This is a genomic window from Microbacterium sp. UBA3486, from assembly GCF_002377845.1.
Classification (GTDB): Bacteria; Actinomycetota; Actinomycetes; order Actinomycetales; family Microbacteriaceae; genus Microbacterium; species Microbacterium maritypicum_A.
In genome coordinates this window covers 51,510-67,892 of record NZ_DFQP01000099.1, presented here as the reverse complement: position 1 = coordinate 67,892, position 16,383 = coordinate 51,510, and the positions used below count along the sequence as shown (strand labels likewise).

The 16,383-nt window shown below is 68.8% G+C and carries 13 protein-coding genes; 6 read left to right on the top strand and 7 right to left on the bottom strand.

Going from position 1 to position 16,383, the window contains the following annotated elements; translation table 11 throughout:
• Positions 1-5: 5 nt before the first annotated feature.
• The 3 genes from B2869_RS15485 to B2869_RS15475 form a co-directional block, all read right to left on the bottom strand.
• Entirely contained in the window at positions 6-1,502 is a 1,497-nt protein-coding gene (locus B2869_RS15485) for a sensor histidine kinase (protein WP_292768483.1), read from the bottom strand.
• A gap of 26 nt (positions 1,503-1,528) precedes the next feature.
• Positions 1,529-2,257: a response regulator transcription factor gene (locus tag B2869_RS15480; protein WP_017828429.1), complete on the bottom strand. Its 729-nt coding sequence runs from the start codon at positions 2,255-2,257 to the stop codon at positions 1,529-1,531.
• Positions 2,258-2,347: 90 nt separating this feature from the next.
• Positions 2,348-3,313: an acetylxylan esterase gene (locus B2869_RS15475; protein WP_292768481.1), complete on the bottom strand. Its 966-nt coding sequence runs from the start codon at positions 3,311-3,313 to the stop codon at positions 2,348-2,350.
• Positions 3,314-3,437: 124 nt separating this feature from the next.
• Here B2869_RS15475 and B2869_RS15470 point away from each other — a divergent pair, with 124 nt between their 5' ends.
• Positions 3,438-7,448, top strand: a complete 4,011-nt coding sequence (locus B2869_RS15470) for a hypothetical protein (protein WP_292768479.1) — start codon at positions 3,438-3,440, stop codon at positions 7,446-7,448.
• Between the two features lie 72 nt (positions 7,449-7,520).
• Here the strand turns inward: B2869_RS15470 and B2869_RS15465 are convergent, their stop codons facing one another.
• Together B2869_RS15465 and B2869_RS15460 are read right to left on the bottom strand one after the other, a co-directional pair.
• Positions 7,521-8,681: a mandelate racemase/muconate lactonizing enzyme family protein gene (locus tag B2869_RS15465; protein WP_292768477.1), complete on the bottom strand. Its 1,161-nt coding sequence runs from the start codon at positions 8,679-8,681 to the stop codon at positions 7,521-7,523.
• 96 nt (positions 8,682-8,777) lie between these two features.
• Positions 8,778-9,581 carry an IclR family transcriptional regulator gene (locus B2869_RS15460; protein ID WP_021199741.1) on the bottom strand — a complete coding sequence of 268 codons (804 nt, stop codon included), beginning with the start codon at positions 9,579-9,581 and terminating at the stop codon, positions 8,778-8,780.
• Positions 9,582-9,808: 227 nt separating this feature from the next.
• Here B2869_RS15460 and B2869_RS15455 point away from each other — a divergent pair, with 227 nt between their 5' ends.
• From B2869_RS15455 to B2869_RS15445, 3 genes are read left to right on the top strand one after another with little or no spacing between them, the layout of a single operon-like run.
• Positions 9,809-10,747, top strand: a complete 939-nt coding sequence (locus B2869_RS15455) for a carbohydrate ABC transporter permease (RefSeq protein WP_021199740.1) — start codon at positions 9,809-9,811, stop codon at positions 10,745-10,747.
• Positions 10,747-11,604 carry a carbohydrate ABC transporter permease gene (locus B2869_RS15450; RefSeq protein ID WP_021199739.1) on the top strand — a complete coding sequence of 286 codons (858 nt, stop codon included), beginning with the start codon at positions 10,747-10,749 and terminating at the stop codon, positions 11,602-11,604. Before B2869_RS15455 ends, B2869_RS15450 begins: the two co-directional genes overlap by 1 nt.
• Before the next feature lie 49 nt (positions 11,605-11,653).
• Positions 11,654-12,967, top strand: coding sequence for an extracellular solute-binding protein (locus tag B2869_RS15445; RefSeq protein WP_021199738.1), 1,314 nt, complete (start codon positions 11,654-11,656; stop codon positions 12,965-12,967).
• Positions 12,968-13,033: 66 nt separating this feature from the next.
• On the opposite strand, the gene B2869_RS15440 is transcribed toward B2869_RS15445, so the two are convergent.
• Positions 13,034-13,753 carry an SDR family NAD(P)-dependent oxidoreductase gene (locus B2869_RS15440; protein WP_292768473.1) on the bottom strand — a complete coding sequence of 240 codons (720 nt, stop codon included), beginning with the start codon at positions 13,751-13,753 and terminating at the stop codon, positions 13,034-13,036.
• A complete protein-coding gene (locus B2869_RS15435; protein ID WP_029260540.1) occupies positions 13,750-14,667 on the bottom strand; it encodes a dihydrodipicolinate synthase family protein in 918 nt (305 codons plus the stop codon). Before B2869_RS15435 ends, B2869_RS15440 begins: the two co-directional genes overlap by 4 nt.
• A 112-nt stretch (positions 14,668-14,779) precedes the next feature.
• Here B2869_RS15435 and B2869_RS15430 point away from each other — a divergent pair, with 112 nt between their 5' ends.
• Positions 14,780-15,697, top strand: a complete 918-nt coding sequence (locus tag B2869_RS15430; RefSeq protein ID WP_292768470.1) for an SMP-30/gluconolactonase/LRE family protein — start codon at positions 14,780-14,782, stop codon at positions 15,695-15,697.
• Positions 15,694-16,338, top strand: a complete 645-nt coding sequence (locus tag B2869_RS15425) for a bifunctional 4-hydroxy-2-oxoglutarate aldolase/2-dehydro-3-deoxy-phosphogluconate aldolase (protein WP_292768461.1) — start codon at positions 15,694-15,696, stop codon at positions 16,336-16,338. The genes B2869_RS15430 and B2869_RS15425 overlap by 4 nt, the downstream gene beginning before the upstream one ends.
• Positions 16,339-16,383: the final 45 nt, after the last annotated feature.

Here is a 16,383-nt window from a genome sequence, read left to right as displayed (position 1 = left end):
TCGGGTCAGGCCTCGGCGGTGTCGCCGGCTGCCGCCGGGTTCCGCGGGATGCGGACGGTGAAGGTCGTGTCACCGGGTTCGCTGGTGACGGTGATGAAGCCGTGGTGTCCCTCGACGATGGCCTTCGCGATCGCGAGTCCGAGGCCCGTGCCGCCGGTCTGCCGGGCCCGCGAGCTGTCTCCACGGGCGAAACGGGCGAACAGCTCGTCACGGATGGCGGGGTCGATGCCCGGACCGTCGTCGTGCACGCGCAGCACGGCATCCTCACCCTCCTGTGCGACGCTCAGTGTCACGGTCGTACCGGCTGGCGTGTGCGTGCGGGCGTTCGCGAGCAGGTTCGCGACGACCTGATGCATGCGTCCGGCGTCTCCCATGATCGTCACGGGTTCGTCGGGCACGTCGATGTTCCAGTGGTGGTCGGCCGCGGTCGGGCGTGCGTCCGAGAGGCCTTCGAGGGCCAGCTGGGTCAGGTCGACAGTGCCGTAGACCAGCTCCTGGCCTTCGTCGAGTCGGGCCAGCAGCAGCAGGTCCTCGACGAGGCGTGTCATCCGCAGCGACTGGGCCTGGATGCGCTCCAACGACGAGGTCGTGCCCTCGATGACCTCGGGACGCTCCGCCTGCGCGTTCGACTGACGCAGCGCGCGCAGCGACAATTCCGAGTATCCACGGATGGAGGCGAGCGGGGTGCGCAGCTCGTGGCTGGCGTCGGCGACGAAGCGCCGCATCCGCTCCTCGTTCTTCTGGCGGGAGGCGAGCGACGTGTTCACATGATCGAGCAGCTTGTTCAGGGAGGCGCCGACGATCCCGGTCTCGGTGCGCGGATCGGCTTCGGATGCCGGCACGCGCTCGGTGATCGTCACCTCGCCGCGATCGAGCTGCTGGTTGGCGACCCTGGTCGCGGTCATCGCGACAGCACGCAGCGGTCGCAGACTCACTCTGATCGTGATCGCAGTGGTCAGCGCCAGCAGGATGAGCCCGCCGATGGTCGCGAGGGCGATGACGGTGAGCAGTTGCGTGAGCTGGTTCTGGATCTCGTCACGGGGGAGCCCGGTGACAACCACGACGCCCGTGCTCGCAGGGTTTGCGACGACCCGGTAGGAACCGAGCCCCGCGAGCGAGACGGTCGCTGGCGTGCCGCTGCCCAGAGCGCTGATGAGTTCGTGCAGCTGATCCGCTGTGAGAGCCTGGGATGTTCCGCCGAGGTCGCCGTTCGAGTTGTCGAAGGCGATTCCGGTTGCCCCGGTGACAGGACTCGCGACGGCGAACAGCAGGCCGGGAATCTGCGGGTTGCCGCCCTTGAGGATGTTGTCGACCGTGGCTCGTTCAGCCGGGACCTGTTGGACGAGCTGCTTCGTGATGCCCGCGGCATAGCTCTCGACCTTCTCGTCGAGCTGCCGCTCCAACGTGCTACCCAGCGTCGCGCTGGTGATGACGGCGACGATGATGAGGATCAGCGAGACGAATCCGATCACGGCGGTCATCAGCCGTGTCTGCAGGCTCATCGGCCGTCTCATCACCGTCGCTGAGCTCACTGCGGAGCCTTGATCATGTAACCGACGCCCCGGACGGTGTGCAGCAGCGGTGTGCGGCCGGCATCGATCTTCTTGCGCAGGTAGGAGATGTACAGCTCGACGACCGACGACTTGCCGCCGAAGTCGTAGCTCCACACCCGGTCGAGGATCTGCGCCTTCGAGAGCACACGGCGTTCGTTCCGCATCAGATAGCGCAGCAACTCGAACTCGGTCGCGGTGAGCTCGATCTCGGTGCCGTCGCGCACGACCTCGTGGCTGTCCTCGTTCAGGGTGAGGTCGGCGACGCGCAGGATCGACTGCCCGTCGTCGGCCGTGGCGTGACCGGTGCGCCGGATGATCGCGCGCAGACGGGCGATCACCTCTTCCAGGCTGAACGGCTTCGTGACGTAGTCGTCGCCGCCCGCGGTGAGCCCGGCGACGCGATCGCCCACGGCGTCCTTCGCGGTGAGGAAGAGCACCGGGACGAGGTTGCCGGACTCGCGGAGCCGCTTGAGCACGGACATCCCGTCGAGATCGGGCATCATGATGTCGAGCACCAGCGCGTCGGGCTCGAACTCGCGCGCCACCTGGAGGGCTTCCATCCCGGACGAGGCCGTGCGCACCTCCCAACCCTCCATGCGCAGGGCCATGGCGAGGAGATCGGTGAGCATCTGCTCGTCGTCGACGGCGAGGATGCGCAGGGGGGAGCCGTCGGGGCGGCGCAGTTCGGGCAGGTCGCTGGTCATGTCCCTATTCTGCGGAATCTCCTATGCGATTTCTATGGAGAATGCTATGTGTTCTCTGAGAGATGCCGCGTCGGCGAGGAGATGACATACTCACGCGATGCGCTCGTCGGGAAGCGCGAGGAAATCCATGCCGTCCTGCAGGGCGAGTCGGTCGGACAGGACGCCGACCGGTCCGTCGAGGTGACCGCCTGCGCGCACCCCGAGCCTCTTCGGGCCCGACAGCGCGTGATAGACCGCGAACTGCCCGCGCGGGTCCACCGCGGGGTCGAGCACCGCCGCGCTGACGTGCACGGGTATGCGCAGGCGCCGTGCGGCGGTCGCCGCATCGAAGTAGTCGAGCACCGTCCGCACCTCCGGGTGGTGACGGAGGTGCTGGCGAACGGCCTCTCCGCTCCCGGTGCAGTGCCGCGAGAGGCGCACGTCGTGGTTCCCGAAGCTCGGCACGTCGAGAGCCGCACGGCGGAACCGGGCATCCCAGGGGAGCGCCAGGGCTCCGATGCCGCCGCCGAAGCTGCCGCCGCTGAAGTCGAGAGCTGTCGCCGCCGACGGCGCCATCTCGAGGAGGACCGTCGCTGCCCGCCAGATGTCGGCCGCGCTGAACCGATGCGAGTACGTGTCGCGGTGTGCGATTCCGGCCAGCACGTGTTCGTCGGGCGAGGCGGGGAAGCGGCTGGCGGTGCCGACGTGCGTCCCGGGGGCGACGGGGAAGATCGCCGCGGTGCCGGCGGGCACCCGTTCGATGTCCGGTCCGGTCCGACCGCCGTATCCATGTCCGACGACGAGGCCGCTGCGGACGTCCGCGGTGGCGTGCGGCAGCATCACGAAGGCGGTGGCGTCTTCCCCGGCCGAGGAGCGGAAGCGGATCTCCGTCACGCGATGCGTCGCGGTCGCGGGGTGCTCCAGTGCGACCTCCCACGTCACCGGTCCGACGCCGAACTCCTGGAACGTCGCCTGCCAGAAGTCGTCGAAGTCGTCGGGCTCGTCCGGCGATGCGAGCGGCGTGAGCAGGGCGCCCAGCGAGTACTCGGTCATCTCCTCGGGAGGGTTGTGGGTCACCGCGGGCGTCCTTTCGGGATGGTCTGCCTCGATGACGCTACCGGCGCCGACAGGGGGAGGAGCGCGCGTGATCGGCGAGGCGGATCCATTGACATGATCGCATATGAATTGCAGTATGTGCATCATGGATTCAATAGCTGGCAACGGAGCCGAAGACAATCCCCTGCTGTGGAGCCGCCGCTCCGTGCTGCGCATGCTCGTGATCGCCGGTGTGCTTCCTCCGGTGCTGGGCTCGCCCTACGGCTCGGCCCCCGCCGCAGCGACAGAACTCACGACGTCGGGCGGGGTCTACGCCGATGCCCTCCGCCGCCTGGACAAACCGAACCTGGCGTTCACGCAGGTCGCGCAATTGGTCGGGGACGACCACCGCATGACGTTCTTCCAGGCCACCTGGGACGGCGGGGCGACCATCGTGCGCGATCTCGAGGTCAAGCGCAACGGCGGCTGGCTGGCGATCACCGATCCCGCCCACCGGTTCGACGAGCAGTGGCTGGTGCTGGAGGGGACGCTGCCGTCGGGGAGCGCGCCGGAGCTGTACGGACCGCTCACGCCCAGCTGGCTCGGATTCACCTCGTTCCAGGTGCTCGGGCCGCAGGCGATCGAGCTGACCACGAGCACCGACGACGTCGACCTGGTCGTGCGGTGGCGTCTGGAGGGCAGCCATCCTGAAGCGCACTATGTGGTGACGGCCAAGACCGCGGGGGACTACATCGTCGGCTATCAGAGCCAGGACACGAAGTCGCTCGACGACCTCGACGAGGTGCTGTGCGGTTCGTACCAGCACGCGCTCTCGGTGCTCGACGGTTCCGCGCCCCTGGGAGCGTGGGAGCTCTTCGCCCCGATGGCGCTGACGCAGTATTCCGTGGGCGACGTCGCCGTCACCTCGGGTGTGTACCTGCCGTCGGAGGTGGCCGAGTTCGTGCACGAACGGCAGCTCATGTCGGATCGGCAGCCGTACGGCATGAGCCTGCGCAACGACAGCCTCGACATCGTGCCGTCCATGTACTCGCCGCAGCCCGGGCTGCGCACGGCCATGACGGTCGGACAGCAGCGCGGCTTCGCCTTCGGCATCGCCGCTCGAGCCGACACCCTGTACGGCACCTACACGCAGCTGTGCCGGAACGAGTACGGCCTCACCGCGTATCGGCGCAATGTGTACGACCGTTCGCTGACCGACGCGGTGCACGCGATGACCGCCCTGATCGCGGTCGAGCCGAGCGGCGACGATTCCGTCGACTACGTGCCGTCGTACTCGGGCTGGTGGAACCGCGCCAAGGGATTCGTCGACGTCGAGAACGAGGATGCGGTCCGCACGGCGGCCAGCGGAGTCGTGCTCGCCGCGCACTACCTGACCGGGACCGCCGACAGCACGCTCTACGACCGTCGTGCGCGTCCGCTCGTGGAGTACCAGCTCTCCCGCAAGGGCATCGGGCACACGCCGATGATCGGCAGCCCGGTGTACAACGACAAGACGCAGTACCGGATCGGGAAGATCCCCACCGATGCCGTGAACCTCGCGTCGCTCTACCAGCTCACGCACGGCCGCAACGCCGGCATCCAGCGGCTTGCGGTGCAGGCGACCAAGGCGGGCGTGGTCGGGCAGAGCAGGGCGCCGTTCTCGAACGCGCTGGCGACCTACCGCGTCACGGGGGATCCCGCCTATCTGGCGGAGGCGACGCTGATCGCCCGGAGGTATGCGCAGGAGCAGATCCTCACGCCGTATCGCAGCAACGGCCAACCGCCGGGAGGCTTCGCCTACAGCTTCTCGAAGTACTGGGTCGACCTTCTGGAGATGTTCGAGGCGACGGGCGAGACCGAGTTCCTCGACGGGGCATATCGCGAGGTGCAACGGTTCATCACGCAGACGGCGGTGCGCCCGGTTCCCGACACGAACGTCACAGTACCCGTCGGGTCGGTCATCAAGCAGCAGTACGACTGGGAGTCGCGTTCGTCGCTCCCGTCGTACCCGACGACGAACGTTCCGACGGAGACGGTGCCGGCCTGGTACGTCTCGCCCTCCGGCCTGACGTTCGAGGCGCTGTCGTCGTTCAAGCTCGGTGTCAGCACGTTGACCAACCCGGGCGGCGGCTACGTGTTCAACCCGTGCTGGGCCGGAGCTCTGCTGCGCCTGGCGCATCACACCGGAGACGAGCTGCTCGCCGACATCGCGCACAACATGGTGATCGGACGGTTCACGACGTATCCCGGCTACTACGGACGGCAGTTCCAGGTCGCGCACATGAAGCCCGACTTCGCGACGAGCGGTCCGGTGGGGATCACGGGCTACTACTTCCACCACGCGCCCGCCCAGCTCGGACTCGCGATGGACTACCTGATCAGCGAGAGCTTCTACCGCAGCGCCGGCGCGATCGAGTTCCCGCACGTGTTCGAAGCCGACTTCGCCTACTTCAAGTTCTTCGCCTACGGCCATGCGCCGGGGACCTTCTTCGGCGAGGACGGCGTGTGGCCGTACTTCCCCGAGGGGCTCATCGGGGTCGACAATCCTCTGGTCAACTGGATCGGCGGCGTCGGCAACGGTGCCCTGTACGTGAGCCTCACCAACTCCGCGGGCACCGCGCAGCAGGTGGTCGTCGACCTCTCCACCGATCTCACCGGCCTGCCCCGCAGCTCGTCGACCGCGGTCGAGGTGGTCGCCGCGAACGGCGCCCGCTCGACCTCGGCGGCCCAGAACGGTCGCGTCACGGTCACGGTGCCCGCACGCGGACTGCTGGCCCTGGTAGTGCGGAACGTCACGGTGCAGCGGCCGGGGCTGCCGTTCGATGACGTCGTCGATCACGGGCACGACAGCTTCCACGAGATCGACTCCGACCCCGCCACCGAGTACGGGGTCGCGCGCGGGATGCTTCTGGTGCGTCCCGACGGGCAGGGGTACGACGCCTACGTGCAGATCGATACCGAGCAGCAGGCCACGCTGTCGTACCGCATCGGTGCGCAGGCGGTGCAGCAGGCTCCGCAGAAGGCGTACCCGTTCGAGTGGACGATCCCCGTCGACGACCTCACCAAGACGTTCCGGTACACGATCACCTCCGGGGGCACGACCACGCCCGAGGTCACCCTCCAGCTGCCGTCGCGGATCAGCGGGGCCAACCCCGGGCTGGCGGGCGATGTGATCGCGCAGGCGACCGGAACCGCCGGAGACCGGGTTCCCTTGATCATCGAAGTGCGCAATGCAACCGACGACCCGGTCACCGGCACCGTGGCTGTGACCCTGCCGTCTGGCTGGAGCCTCGACGGTGCCGTCCCGGCGATCTCCGTTCCCGCGCAGGGCTCCGCGCGGGTCGAGTCCGCGGCCGTCATCGCGACCGCAGCGGCGCTCGGCGAGGTCGAGGTGAAGGCGAAGCTGACGGTCACGGGCGAGGACCCCGTGACGCTGCGCCCCGCCGCGATCGAGGTGATCGACCGTCGCCGCCTGGTGTCGCTGACCTCCGACGTCGAGATCGTCAGCGGTCCCGGCGCGGTCGCGAAGCTGACGGCACTCGTCATCAACACCGGGGTCACCCCGCTGCAGGGCACCCTCGCGCTCTACGGCCTCACCGGGTGGAGCGTCGGACAGCAGAGTGCGACGATCACGGTGCCGCCGAGGTCGGATCTGACCCACACCTGGACGGTGACGGCAGGGGCCGGCGTCGCGCCGGGATCGTCGACCCGATTCGAGGCGCGCCTGGACCAGACTCTGCGACGCGGAGTGCTCGTGCGCGTCGCCGACGAGGGAGTGATCGCCCACACGCAATCGCCGTGGCCGGGCTACCTGGAATCGGGCAACTGGTACCCGAGCGGTCTCTCCGGCTGGAACGGCACGCGCACGCGCTACAGCGACGCCGATTCCGTGGGCAGCACGGTGACGTGGAACGTCGACCTTCCGCAGGCGGGGCTCTACCGCGTCTCGGTCTGGTATCCGACGAACCCGACGACCACGACGTCGGCGGCCTACGTCGTCGAGCACCAGAACGGCAGCTCCGAGGTGATCGTGGATCAGACGCAGGGCGCGGCGGCCTGGCGCTCGCTGGGCTCGTTCCACTATGCGGCCGGCGCGACCGGAACCGTGCGGCTCGAGGTCCGCAACACCAGCATCCACCGCGTCAGCGCGGCGCAGTTCGTGCGCATCGGGGACTGACATGACGAAAGGGGTGGGCCGGTCGGAGAGATCCGGCCGGCCCATCCCTTTCGTGGTGGGTGCGGAGGGGCGTCAGTGCCGCACGTACTCCTTGATCGCGTCCTCGTCGACGGTCACGCCGAGGCCGGGACCGGTCGGGACCAGGAACCCGCCGTCGGCACGCACCTCGAGCGGTGTCGTGAGCAGGCGGTTCGCGACCGGGAGGGTGAACGGCTGGTACTCGAACGCGAGGAGCGAGGCGGCGCTCGCCGCGACGTGCACACCGGCGGCCATCGCGATGCCGAAGGCGGCGGAGTGGTGAGGCGCGACCTGCACGTGGAACGCATCGGCGACAGCCGCGATCGCGAGGCCCTCGGTGATGCCCGTGCGGCCGATGTCGGGCTGCGTGAGGCCGACCGCGCGGCGGGTGAGCCAGTCGGTGAACTCGAAGCGGCTGCGCATCGCCTCGCCGATCGCGATCGGCGTGGCGAGCGCGGTCGCGAGGTCGCGGTGGCCCTCCACGTCTTCGGGTGCCAACGGCGCTTCGAAGAACCACGCCTTCCGGTCGTCGAGCTCCCGACCGAGGGCCCGCGCCTCGCCGAGCCGGTAGGTCCAGTGCGCGTCGAGCGCGACGTCGAGGTCGGGGTGCACACCCCGGACCGCGTCGTAGGTGGCGAGGTCGGTGCGGATGTCGACGCCGAGGTGCAGCTTGATGCGGCGCACGCCGCCCTCGACGAGCTCGGCCGCCTTCTCCGCGCGCTCGATGTCGTCGACACCGCGGATCCCGGAGACATAGGTCGGCAGCACTTCGTGGAAGCGTCCGCCGGCGAGCTCGGAGACCGAGAGGCCGGTCGCATGGCCCCAGAGATCCCACAGGGCGATGTCGACGGCTGCCATGGCGTCGGCCTGGTGGCCGGTGAGGTGCCCGCGCTCGCGCATCGACTCGGTCATGCGGTGCCAGAGCGTGCGCACCGAGCGTGGGTCCTCACCGAGGATGAGGGGGGTGAGCAGGTTGTCGACGATCGCCGCGGCGACGACGGGGGCGACCGGCGCCAGCGCCTCGCCCCAGCCCACGAGACCCTCGTCGGTCTCGATCTTCACCAGCAGGGTCTCGTAGCCGGGGGAGTAGAGGCTCCGCCACGGCGGGCGGATCACGTAGCCGCGGTGGTCGACTGCGGTGTCGCCGGCGTAGGAGTTGTTCGCCTCCTCCTTCGACAGGTAGAGGGGGAAGGTCTGGACGCGCGTGATTCTCACAGGGGTCTCCAAGGACATCGAGGGGCGAGCGGCCGGCGGCTGGTGCCGCGGTCAGGGATCAGGGTCGGATCAGGGGGCCGCGTCGCGGCGGAGGAGTCAGAGCGCGGCGAAGGCCGACGCGGTGCGGGACGGGCTGTAGCCGAGAGCCACGGAGATCTCGTCGGCGGCTTCGATCAGCTGCAGCGCGAGTTCCTGGTGCGGGGCGTGCAGGTCGAGAACCGAGAGGGGACCGCTCGCGGAGAGCCCGGCGACGATCTCACCCGCGCGGTTGCGGATGGGGGCGGCGATGCACGCGCGTCCGAAGGCGAGCTCCTCGATCTCGGTCGCATAGCCCCGGCTGCGGGTCTCGTCGAGGGCGAGCTGCATGGCTGCACGGTCGACGATCGTATGAGGGGTGAAGCGCTGAGGCGTCTGGGCGAAGTACTCGTCCACCTGCTCATCGGTCATGCCGGAGAGCAGGGCCTTGCCGAGGCCGGTGGCGTGCAGAGGGCCGGTGCGTCCGGCCATCGCGAAGGACTTGGGCGCGAGTGCGCCTTCGAAGTTGCAGAGGTAGGTGAAGGTGAAGCCGCTGAGCTCGGCGACGTTCACGCCGATCTCGATCTTGCGGGCGAGGTTCTGGGCGATCTGCCGCGACGCGCGGAAGATCGGGGAGCCGTTGAGGGCGATCGTGCCGAGCGCCACGGCTGCCGGTCCCAGGCGGTAGAGGCCGGTGCGGGCGTCCTGCACCACGAACTTCATGCGGTCGAGTGCCGACATCATGCGCGAGACGGTGGACTGGCCGAGCCCGGTGAGGGTGCAGAGCTCGGAGACCCTCAGCTCGCCGGACTCCTCGGTGAAGCATGCGAGCAACGACATCGCCCGTTCGACGGTCTGGGTGCCGCCCACCGATTCCGATGCCATGGTCACTCCTCCTCAGTACTGCCGCCGCGGATGCGACGCTGCGGCTGGTCGCCGCTGCCAGTCATCTTATGCAGTGAAATGGCTTCGAGCAACACAAATGTGGGTGTCTTATGCATTTTGTGGATTTCGCATCCGCATTGTGGTTAACTGGCCGCACGTCGACGTTGACGACTGTGACGACGACGCGCAGGGCCCCCGGGGGTCGTCTCTACTGGAAAGTGACTGCAATGCAACAAGCCATACTCGAGCGGCCCGCGGAGAGCGAGCAGAAGGCCGTCGAGCCACGCTCCGGGCGACGCTCCACGCTGGGCGCGAAGGATCGCACCTTCGGTTTCATGATCGCACTTCCTGCGGTCCTTCTGTTCCTCGTGATCGCGATCTTCCCCCTCGTGTCGAGCATCTTCACGAGCCTGTTCGATCAATCGCTCCTGCGTCCCGAGCGCACCTTCGTGGGTCTGGACAACTATGCGGCCGTGTGGGAGGAGTTCTTCGCCCGGCTCGGCACGACCCTCGTGTTCGCGTCGCTCTCCACGGTCTTCCCCCTCGTGCTCGGTGTGGCCCTCGCCCTGCTGCTGAACGCCCGCATGCGCGGACGCAACATCCTGCGCGGCGCTCTCATGCTTCCCTGGCTGCTCCCCGGCGTGGTCGTCTCCTTCCTCTGGGCCTGGATCTTCAACGACAGCTACGGCGTCGTCAACCACGTGCTCTCGGTCTTCGGCCTGCCGGAGGTCAGCATGCTCGGCACCCCGACCGGCGCGATGGCCGCCGTGGTCATCGCCAAGACCTGGCACTCGTTCCCGTGGATCATGGTCGTCGCCCTCGCGGTGCTCCAGACCCTCCCGAGCGAGCAGATCGAGGCGGCCACGATCGACGGTGCGACGCGTGCGCAGCGGTTCCGCCACATCTCGCTGCCGCACATCGCCGGCCCGGTCACCCTCGTCGCGGTGCTCGAGTTCATCTACAACTTCGGCAACTTCGACACGATCTTCGTCATGACCGGCGGCGGGCCCGGCAATTCGACCACGACGCTCGCGGTCAGCCTCTACGACCTGGCCTTCGGCAGCTACGAGCTCGGCAAGGCCTCGGCCATGGGCACGCTCTGGCTCGTCCTGCTCGCGATCATCACGACCGGATACCTGTTCCTCAACCGACGGCTGGAGAAGTGATGCGCCGTAGTCGCGATGTGGGGGAGTCGATCATCCGCCCCCACCTGTCCATCCCGGGGCGCGTGCTGCTCCTGCTCCTCGCTCTGTTCGGCCTGCTGCCGGTGTACTGGCTCACGGCGACTGCGTTCACGAAGAAGGAGGACGTCTTCTCCCTGGACCGTCCGTTCTTCCCGGTCGACCCGACTTTCGAGAACTTCGTCGGCTTCTTCCAGAACGACCTGCTGCTGAAGAACCTCATGAACAGCATCATCGTCTCCACCGGAACCGCTCTGCTCGCGGTCCTGGTCGGCGGCCTGATGGCGTACTCGCTGTCGAAGTTCCGCTACCGCGGCCGGAACGCCGTCATGTTCATGTTCCTCATCGGCCAGCTGATCCCCGGCGCCCTGCTGCTCATCTCGCTGTACCTGATGCTGAGCTCGGCCGGGCTGCTGTACACCTACACGGCGCTGATCATCTCGTTCACGACGTTCACGCTGCCGCTCGCGGTGTTCCTGTTGAAGGGCATCATCGACGCCCTTCCCGACGACATCATCGAGGCGGCGAAGGTCGATGGCCTGTCGCGCACGGGCACGATGTTCCGCATCGTGTTCCCGCTCGTGGTCCCCGGTCTCATCACCGCGGGCATGTTCGCGTTCATGCGCGGCTGGAGCGATCTGCTCTTCGCCCTCACGCTCGCCGGCCCCGACAAGCAGACTCTGCCCGCCGGACTCACCCAGGCGTTCATCCGTGAGGGCACGGCCGACTGGCCGGCACTCATGGCGGCGTCCCTCATCACCTCCCTCCCGCTCGTCATCATCTTCATCCTCCTGCAGCGCTACTTCGTCTCCGGCCTCGCCGCCGGAGCGGTCAAGGGCTAGCGATGCACCGCAGAACAGCTCGTCCCCCTCATCCCGAAGGAGCAGTCTCATGAACATCTCGAACTCGCAGCTGAGCCGCCGAGCCTTCCTCGGAGGCGGCACGGTCCTCGCCGCGTTCGGCGCTCTCGCGCTCGCCGGCTGTGCCACTCCCGCCGCCCCCGGCACCGGTGCCGGAGCCACGGCCGCCGGGGCCACGAAGGCCAAGACCATCAACTTCTACGGCAACTCGCTCGGCGAGGAGGCCCTGAAGTCGGCATGGCAGGGCATCCTCGACGGATTCTCGAAGCAGGAGGGCGTCAAGGTCGCCCCCGTGATCTACCCGTACGATCAGGCGGCCACTCAGCTGGCGCTGACCGGACGCTCCGGCAACCTCATGGGCGTCGGACAGTCGGGCGGGTGGCAGGTGCTCACCCCCATGAACGTGCTCGCCGACCTCTCCGACCTCGCGAAGGGGCTCGGCATCCCGCAGGGTGTGCTCGACTCGTACACGATGGACGGCAAGCTGCTCGTGCTGCCCCTGACGGCCGCCGGCATCGGCATCATCACCAACGGAGAGATCGCGAAGAGCGTCGGCATCAAGTCGGGCATGACCGTGGAGCAGTTCGCCACGGCGCTCGAGAAGATCAAGAAGCAGGACTCCTCGTTGATCCCGTACGCCGCCGTCACCAAGAACCCCGACCTCAAGGACGCCGTCCCGTGGATGTGGGGCTTCGGCAGCGACGTCGTCACCGACGATCTGAAGTGCACCCTGGGCGACGCCGAGAGCGTCAAGGCCGTCACCTGGTACAAGTCCCTGCAGGACGCAGGGCTGACGCAGACGAACGTGGCGCGCAGCGATGCCCGCATCCTGTTCGCGAGCGGACGGGCGGCCCTGTACGACGACGCCCCGCTCGCATCGACCTTCGTCAAGACGAACGGTGCCGCCCAGAACATCATCGACAACATCGGCGCGATCTCGCGTCCGACCGCCGGGGGCAAGGATTCGTTCAACCGGGCCTGGGGCAGCGGTGTCTTCGCGACGGCGGGCGAGGGAGAGCTCACGAGCCGTGACTTCATCCTCTACGCCGCGACCAATGTCGAAGCGGCGACCGCGCTGTACGAGAACTCCGCGGTGGCGCCTGCCGCCAAGAGCGTCGCCGACAAGATCCCGGCCCTCGCGGCAGACAAGTTCCAGGGCGCGTTCCGCACCGAGGTCTCCGAGCACGCCCGTGGCGCCGCCTGGGACCGCGTCGCGGTCACCGCGCAGATCGATGCGGCCATCGGAGCGGGGGTCGCGACGATCCTCGCCGGTCAGGTCGAGGTGCAGGCCGGTCTCAACGCGCTGAAGAAGGAAGTGCAGGGTCTGCTCGACGCGAACGCCTGAGCGGATCGCAGGGTTAGAAGGCCGCGTCCCGATGGGGACGCGGCCTTCTTCGTGGGAACGAGCGGCTCAGAGCCAGCGTTCCCGCAGCACCGGCTTCAGCCAGGCGGCGGGCGAGGAGATCGACAGACCGCCGTCGACGGCGATCGAGGTGCCGGTGACGAAGGATGCGGCGTCGGAGGCGAGGAACGCCACGACCGAAGCCACCTCCTCCGGGCGCCCGATGCGCCCGAGCGGGTAGCCCTCGCTCTCTCCGGTGTCGACGGCCGAGATGCTGCCAGGCTGCACGGCGTTGACGCGGATGCCGCGGGGGCCGTAGTCGAGAGCGAGCTGGCGGATGAGGCCGTCCACACCGGCCTTCGCGGCCGCGTAGGCCGGGAGGGCAGGAGCGGCGAGGGACGAGTTGACCGAGGTCACCGCGACGACCGACGACCCCGATGCGAGGCGGTGGAGAGCGGCTCGTGCCACGAAGAACGCCGAGTCGAGCGTGGCGCCGAGCGCGCCGCGCCAGTCTTCGTCGCTCGTCGCCTCCGCGCGGGCGATCGGCATGCGGCCGGCCGCGAGCACGACGACGTCGAGTCGGCCGAGCGCCTGCTCCGCATCCGCGACGGCGCGGTCGGCGGCCTCCGGTCGGCTGCAGTCCGCGACGAGGTACCGCTCGAAGACGGGATCGTCGGAGTCTTCGAGCCCCACCCCGACGACGGCGTCTCCACCGTCGACGAAGGCGCGGGCGATCGCGAGACCGATGTCGGAACTGCCGCCGATCAGCAGCACGCCGCGGCGGGTCACACGCGCACCGTGGTGGGGATGGGCGGAAGGGCGAGCTCGTCGATGACCAGCTTGACCGATGCACGGCTGCCGGCATCCAGGCGCGAAGCCGGATAGCGCACCGTCGCGTGGTCGATCACGCCGCGCGCGACGAGGACCTCCTTGTGTACCGCCCACGCGATGCCGCCCTGCAGACCGATCAGCACGAGAGGGAGCATACGACGGAACTCGGCACGGGCCTCGTCGACGCGCCCCTCCGTGAACTGCGCGAGCACCGGACCGAGGAGGTCGGGGAACTCGCAGGCCGGCATCGTGCCGACGGCGCCCCTGGCATACTCCTCCAGGCAGAATTGCGCATTCTGTCCACCGAGCACCGCGAAGTTCGGATCGTCGATCGCCGAGACGACCGCGCCGACCTTGGGCGCGGTCGGCGGGGCTTCGACCTTGACGGAGTCGACGCCCTCGAGGCGGGCGATCTCGGCGATCAGCGCAGGGGCCATCACGACGCCGGTGACGCCGGGGGCATCCTGCACCATGACCGAGAGGGAGGTGGCGTCGGCGACATCTCCGTAGAAGTCGACGAGCGTCCCGGCGGGCGGCTTCACCATGAACGGAGGAAGCACCATGAGGGCATCAGCGCCCCCTTCCTCCGCGAGGAGGGCCTGCTCGATCGAGGTCGCCGTGGACGTGCCGTTGACGCCGGCGATCACGGGCACCCGGCCCTCGACCACACGGACGACATCGTCCAGGATCGTGCGGCGCTCCTCGGTGGTGAGCGCGAAGCCCTCGCTCGCCATTCCGAAGACGGCGACGCCGTCGACTCCGGACGCGAGCTGGAACTCGACCAGTCGGCGCAGGCTCTCGCGGTCGAGGGCACCCGACTCGTCGAAAGGCGTCGCCAGGATGGGCATCAAGCCGTGGAGTGTCGGAGCCATCAGCTGTTTCCCCGCTTCATCATCGTGTATCCACATTTCTCGCAAGTGTTATGCATATTGTGAGATAGTCTGCCACATAACGGTTATGACCTACCAGAGAAGGATGACCCGGATGTCGCACCCTCAGGCCGCCCGCACCGTCGAGATCCTCTCCGACGCCCGCTACGTCCAGGCCGAATCTCCACGCTGGGATGCCCGTGACGGCAGCCTCCTCTGGATCGACATGGCGACGGGTTCGCTGCACCGCGGACGCATCGAGGGCATCACGGTCGTTCCCGAGGCCGCGGTCGTCGTCGGCGCGCAGATCGGTGCCCCGATCCCGCTCGCGCAGCCGGGCACGGGGTGGCTGGTCGGCGTCGACCGCCGCGTCGTCCACGTGAGCGACGATGGCGTCGTCTCGCCGATCACCGACGACATCGCGGGACCCGGCGACTACATGAACGATGGCGGGGGCGATCCGTCCGGGCGCTTCTGGGTGGGGAGCCAGGCTATGCCCCGCGACCCGCACTGCACACTGTGGAGCCTCGGTCCCGACGGGCAGCCCGTCGCGCGCCTCGGCGGCATCACCGTGTCGAACGGCCTCGCCTTCGACCGCACCGGTGCCACGCTCTACTACATCGACACGCTCCCGCATCGCCGCATCGAGGCGTTCGATGTGGCGCCGGACGGAGAGCTCTCGAACCGCCGCACGGTGTGCCGGGTCGAAGGAGGCAACCCCGACGGCATGACGATCGACCTCGACGGCATGCTCTGGGTCGCGGTCTGGGATGCGTCCGAGGTGCGCCGCTACTCGCCGGCCGGGGAGCTCCTGGAGACGATCGTCCTTCCGGCGAAGCGGCCGACAGCCGTGGCTCTGGTCGACCGGCTGCTGGTGATCACCACCGCGAGCATCGGACTGACCGATCCCGCCGACGCCGACGGCGCACTGCTCGGCGTGGAGGTGGAGGTGGGAGGCGCACCCGCGTTCCCCTGGCGAGGCGCGGTGCCGGCGACGACGGCGGCCGGTTCGATCGAGGAGGGGGCATCGTGAGCACCGTGGACAACGCGCAGCTGCAGGAACGCCTGCGCCGCACCCGACTCGTCGCGATCCTGCGGGGGACGGATGTCGACGCCACGGTCGGCGCGGCGCGGACGCTGCTCGCGGCGGGCGTGCTCACCCTCGAGATCGCACTCACCCTGCCTGACGCGGAGGAGGCGATCGCCCAGGTCGTGCAGGACGCGCCGAACGGAGCGCTGATCGGCGCCGGTACCGTGCTCGACGAGGCCGACGTGGAGAGGGCCCTCGCCGCCGGCGCACAGTTCATGGTGACGCCCACGCTCAGCGCTTCCGTCGCCCATGCGGTCAGCCTGGGCATCGGCGTGCTCCCGGGCGTGTACACGCCCACCGAGATCCAGCGCGGCCACGACCTCGGCAGTGCAGCGGTGAAGCTGTTCCCCGCATCGGCGCTCGGGTCCGGTTTCATCCGCGCCGTCCGCGATCCTTTTCCGCAGGCGCGGATCATCCCCGTGGGAGGGGTGCGCGTCGACACTGTCGCCGAGTACCTCGCCGCCGGGGCCTTCGGCATCGGGGTGGGCGGGCCTCTCGTCGGCGATGCGGCGAGTCCCGGCGGCGATCTCGACGCGCTCGCCGTCCGCGCCGGGGCATTCATGCAGGCCGTGCGCGCCGGGTGACCGACGTACTCCATAGGTTCCTCATCATCGGCCCCTCGATCTCGC

Bases quoted from the DNA above. Each gene is read 5' to 3' on its own strand.
- B2869_RS15485 (WP_292768483.1), bottom strand. From the start codon at position 1,502: ATGAGCCTGCAGACACGGCTGATGACCGCCGTGATCGGATTCGTCTCG.
- B2869_RS15480 (WP_017828429.1), bottom strand. From the start codon at position 2,257: ATGACCAGCGACCTGCCCGAACTGCGCCGCCCCGACGGCTCCCCCCTG.
- B2869_RS15470 (WP_292768479.1), top strand. From the start codon at position 3,438: ATGGATTCAATAGCTGGCAACGGAGCCGAAGACAATCCCCTGCTGTGG.
- B2869_RS15460 (WP_021199741.1), bottom strand. From the start codon at position 9,581: ATGGCATCGGAATCGGTGGGCGGCACCCAGACCGTCGAACGGGCGATG.
- B2869_RS15455 (WP_021199740.1), top strand. From the start codon at position 9,809: ATGCAACAAGCCATACTCGAGCGGCCCGCGGAGAGCGAGCAGAAGGCC.
- B2869_RS15450 (WP_021199739.1), top strand. From the start codon at position 10,747: ATGCGCCGTAGTCGCGATGTGGGGGAGTCGATCATCCGCCCCCACCTG.
- B2869_RS15445 (WP_021199738.1), top strand. From the start codon at position 11,654: ATGAACATCTCGAACTCGCAGCTGAGCCGCCGAGCCTTCCTCGGAGGC.
- B2869_RS15435 (WP_029260540.1), bottom strand. From the start codon at position 14,667: ATGGCTCCGACACTCCACGGCTTGATGCCCATCCTGGCGACGCCTTTC.
- B2869_RS15430 (WP_292768470.1), top strand. From the start codon at position 14,780: ATGTCGCACCCTCAGGCCGCCCGCACCGTCGAGATCCTCTCCGACGCC.